The sequence below is a fragment of the Thiorhodococcus minor genome, assembly GCF_010820565.1.
In the GTDB taxonomy this organism is placed as follows: domain Bacteria; phylum Pseudomonadota; class Gammaproteobacteria; order Chromatiales; family Chromatiaceae; genus Thiorhodococcus; species Thiorhodococcus minor.
In genome coordinates, this window is the sequence record NZ_JAAIJQ010000175.1 from 1 (window position 1) to 4,076 (window position 4,076).

Annotated in this window: 3 protein-coding genes; 1 reads left to right on the forward strand and 2 read right to left on the reverse strand. The window is 65.1% G+C overall.

Going from position 1 to position 4,076, the window contains the following annotated elements; translation table 11 throughout:
* Window positions 1-419 precede the first annotated feature (419 nt).
* The gene (mepA, locus tag G3446_RS25820) at window positions 420-1,292 is read right to left on the reverse strand and encodes a penicillin-insensitive murein endopeptidase (protein WP_164456539.1); all 873 of its coding nucleotides are present in this window, start codon (window positions 1,290-1,292) and stop codon (window positions 420-422) included.
* 153 nt (window positions 1,293-1,445) lie between these two features.
* A complete protein-coding gene (gene ffh, locus G3446_RS25825) occupies window positions 1,446-2,858 on the reverse strand; it encodes a signal recognition particle protein (RefSeq protein WP_164456540.1) in 1,413 nt (470 codons plus the stop codon).
* A 315-nt stretch (window positions 2,859-3,173) separates the two neighbouring features.
* Here ffh and G3446_RS25830 point away from each other — a divergent pair, with 315 nt between their 5' ends.
* The gene (locus tag G3446_RS25830; RefSeq protein WP_164456541.1) at window positions 3,174-3,986 is read left to right on the forward strand and encodes a cytochrome C assembly family protein; all 813 of its coding nucleotides are present in this window, start codon (window positions 3,174-3,176) and stop codon (window positions 3,984-3,986) included.
* Window positions 3,987-4,076: the final 90 nt, after the last annotated feature.

A 4,076-nucleotide genomic window follows, 5' to 3' on the forward strand; every position in this document is an offset into this window, starting at 1 on the left:
CGCAGCTACATGTCTCATCAGCAGTTCACATGGCAGCCACCTCGCAGGCTGCTAGACTGGCCAGGTTTCTCCTGGCACACCAAAGGCGCGAAGGACACGAAGAAAAACAGAGGCTTGCATTGCCGCGTCGCTTCACCCTCTGGGTGAGCATCGCTTCGCAGACAAGGTGTTGAAATCCTTTGCGCTCGTTGTGCCCTTTGCGGTTCAACTGCGCTCTTTGGGCTCAAGGCCATTTCTGAGAGTCTTCGCGGGAGCACCGCGCGACCAGCCCTGCTCCAACCGCGCCAGTCGCGGCGGGGCGCCGCTCCCACGGATCGGGTGGCTGCCGCCATCCGGCCCGGATCGGCCGAGCCATCAAGCCAGCGCTTCGGCCTCCTCTCCGGTATGGACGCTCCAGGAAGACGCCGAAGACGTCATGCTCATAGGTCGCGCAGCACCGCCGAGCAGGCGGGCGGCATCCTGGGAGTGGATGCAGGTTTGGACTTGGAGCCACCCTTCTTCGGACTCCTCGCCTCGTCACTGAACCACCACGCCAGCTGCTCCCCACAGCCGTCTCCCGCCGGCACGGGCGACTGTGGTCTGCACTGGGGACTACCCTGGGGGCAGGCCAGTCGCACATGGAAGTGGGCGTCGTGTCCCCACCAGGGACGGATCTTGCGCAGCCAGCTGCGGTCGCCCCGAGTGCTCTGACACAGGGCGCGCTTGATGGCCGGATTCACGAAGATGCGATCGACACGCGGATGACGCGCGGCGGTCTCGATCAAGCCGCGCTGCGCCGACCCCCAGTTGCCGCTGACCCTATAGCCGCCGGGAGCCACCATGCTCCGCGGATCGGACCTGTGATCCATCAGGCGGCTCGCCTCGACTGGCGAGGACACCAGCGTCATCCAGACGTCGACATCCAAACCGTTCTGGTGACTGCGATGCGACGATGACATACGCCCGCCGCGCGGCTGGCTGAGATCTCCGATCATTGCCAAGCCGGCGCCCGAGCGCTGCTGGACGCGCCCGAGATCTTGGACGAACGCGAGGAGGTCGGGGTGGCCATAGTAGCGGTTGCGGTAGCGCCGCACGCTGACATAGCCGGGACCGGTCGCCGGCAGCGCCTCTGCACCGCCGATACAGCCGTTGGAGGGTCCGCCGATGACCTCGGTCAGACCGTCCGACGGCGCCCTGACCTCGGACCAAGGCGTGGCAAGCGCGCCGGGCACGACGACCGCGAGACCAAAGCCGAGGGCGGACAGCGCGATCACGGAGAGACGCCGGCCTCGGCGCCATTCGGTCTTGAGCATCCCGGTCTTCCTCGATCCAAGTCAGGCTGCAAATAGGCTGACGGCCCTTGCGGGGCCGAAACGACCCGAGAAGCCGCACGGCGCCAGTCGGTCGTCCGCAGGAGATCGCGCCGTCAGCGGCAGATTCAAGCCCGGCGCAGGCGTCAAGCCGGGCTACATCGGAAAACCGCCTCCGGGCGGCATCCCACCCGGAGGCATTCCGCCGCCTGGCGGCATGAAGCCCGGCGGCAGGCGTCCCTGCATCGAGCGCATCATCTTGGCCATGTTGCCGCCCTTCATCTTCTTGAGCATCTTCTGCATCTGCGTGAACTGCTTGAGCAGCCGATTCACGTCCTGGACCTGCGTGCCAGATCCGGCGGCGATGCGGCGCTTGCGCGACCCCTTGATGATGGCCGGGAAGCGGCGCTCCTGCGAGGTCATGGAATTGATGATGGCGACCAGCTTGCCGAGCTCCTTATCGCTGGCCTTGTCCTTGACGTGATCGGGCAGCTGACTCATGCCGGGCAGCTTGTCCATCATGCTCATGATGCCGCCCATCTTGTTCATCTGATCGAGCTGCTCCTTGAAGTCGACCAGATCGAAGTCCTTGCCCTTCTTGATCTTCTTGACCAGCTTCTCGGCCTTGTCGCGATCGACCTTGTCCTGGACCTGCTCGACCAGGGAGACGACATCGCCCATGCCGAGGATGCGTGAGGCGATACGGTCCGGGTGGAAGGGCTCCAGGGCGGTCGTCTTCTCGCCCGTGCCGAGGAACTTGATCGGCTTTCCGGTGATCTGCCGGATCGACAGCGCAGCACCGCCGCGCGCGTCACCATCGGTCTTGGTGAGGATGACACCTGTGAGCGGCAGCGCCTCGTCGAAGGCCTTGGCCGTGTTGGCGGCATCCTGACCGGTCATGGAGTCGACCACGAAGAGGGTCTCGACCGGCGTCACGGCGGCGTGAACCGCCTTGATCTCGTCCATCATGGCCTCGTCGACGTGCAGGCGGCCCGCGGTGTCGACGATGAGCACGTCTTTGAAGTGTCGGCGCGCACTGTCCAAGGCGCGCTGGGCGATGGCGATCGGGTCCTCGTCGCCCGAGCTCGGGCAGAACTCCGCCCCCACCTCGGCCGCCACCGTCTTGAGCTGCTCGATGGCGGCGGGACGATAGACGTCGCAGCTCACCACCATGACGGACTTCTTCTGCTTCTCCTGCAGCCAGCGGGCAAGCTTGGCGACGCTCGTCGTCTTACCCGAGCCCTGCAAGCCCGCCATGAGCACGACGGCTGGAGGCTGCGCGGTCAGGTCGAGCGCCTCGTTGGCCTCGCCCATGATCTTCACCAGCTCGTCGTTCACGAGCTTGATGAGCACCTGTCCGGGCGTGAGGCTCTTGGTCACCTCCTCGCCGAGCGCCTTTTCCCGCACCTCTTCGACGAACTGACGCACGACTGGTAGCGCGACGTCGGCCTCGAGGAGTGCCATGCGCACCTCGCGCATGGTGTCTTTGATATTCTCCTCGGTCAGACGACCCTGACCCCGTAGGTTGGTCAAGACCCTATCGAAGCGGTCCTGGAGATTCTCGAACATGATCAGACCTCGAGCGGGCGCCGAAGGCGGCCCCCGGATGGTTTCAAGAGTAAAGACTGATGACCGTCGGTTTACGGCACGAGTTGTGAGTATAATGCACGGTCAACGTCCGACGATATGGTCACGCTGGGGAAGCAACGTCTGTGGTCCATCACGAGCCGAATTCGAGTCTCGCCCAATCCCGCGAGCCAGGCTCGGAGCGCACCCGCCGACAAGTGAGCCGCCCAGCACAGCCGCACTCGGCGCGCCAAGCGCACCCCTAACAGGTGTGGCCGGTAACAACACCCTCTAACCGAGCAGCATGAAGTCACCCCTATGACTCATACCCTCCTTGCCTATATCGCTACCCTCTGCTACCTCGCGGCCGCCGCCTCGATCGGCATGCGACTCTTTCGGAAGGAGGGATGGATTCCACCACGCGCCGCAGCGCTCGCGGTCGGCTTCGCCGGCCTCGCCCTGCATTCCTGGCTGCTATGGCACAGCATCTTCAGCAGCGCCGGGGTCAATCTGGGCTTCTACCACGCCCTTGCCCTGACCTCCTGGACCATCATCGCCCTGCTGCTGGTCTCGAGCCTCACCAAGCCGGTCGACAACCTCGGACTGATCCTGCTGCCCGCAGCGGCCCTGAGCCTGATCATGGAGACCCATTTCGCGGATGTCGGCTTCCTGCGCGCCTCCGCGAGCTGGCCGCTCAAGATTCACGTGCTGCTGTCCATGCTCGCCTACAGCCTGCTCACCCTGGCGGCCGTCCAGGCGATCCTGCTCGCCGTCCAAGATCATCACCTGCGTCACCGCCACCCCGGCGGATTCGTTCGCACCCTGCCGCCGCTGCAGACCATGGAGAGCCTGCTGTTCGAAATGATCTCCGCAGGCTTCGTGCTACTGACCCTAGCCCTGCTGAGCGGCGTCGCCTTCCTCGAGAACATGTTCGCCCAGCATCTGGTGCACAAGACCGTGCTCTCTGTCCTCGCCTGGCTCGTCTTCGGCGGCCTGCTGGTCGGCCGCTTCCGCAAAGGCTGGCGCGGCCGCACCGCGATCGTCTGGACCCTCGGCGGCTTCGTCATGCTGATCCTCGCCTACTTCGGCAGCAAGGCGGTGCTCCAGTTCGTGCTGCAGCGGGGCGGCTAGGCGTCCAAGCCGGGGGCGTTGATCATCGGACCGCCCAGTCGGTTGAGTAGACGCCGCGCATCCTTCAGGCGAAGCGACGTGGGAGCGGCG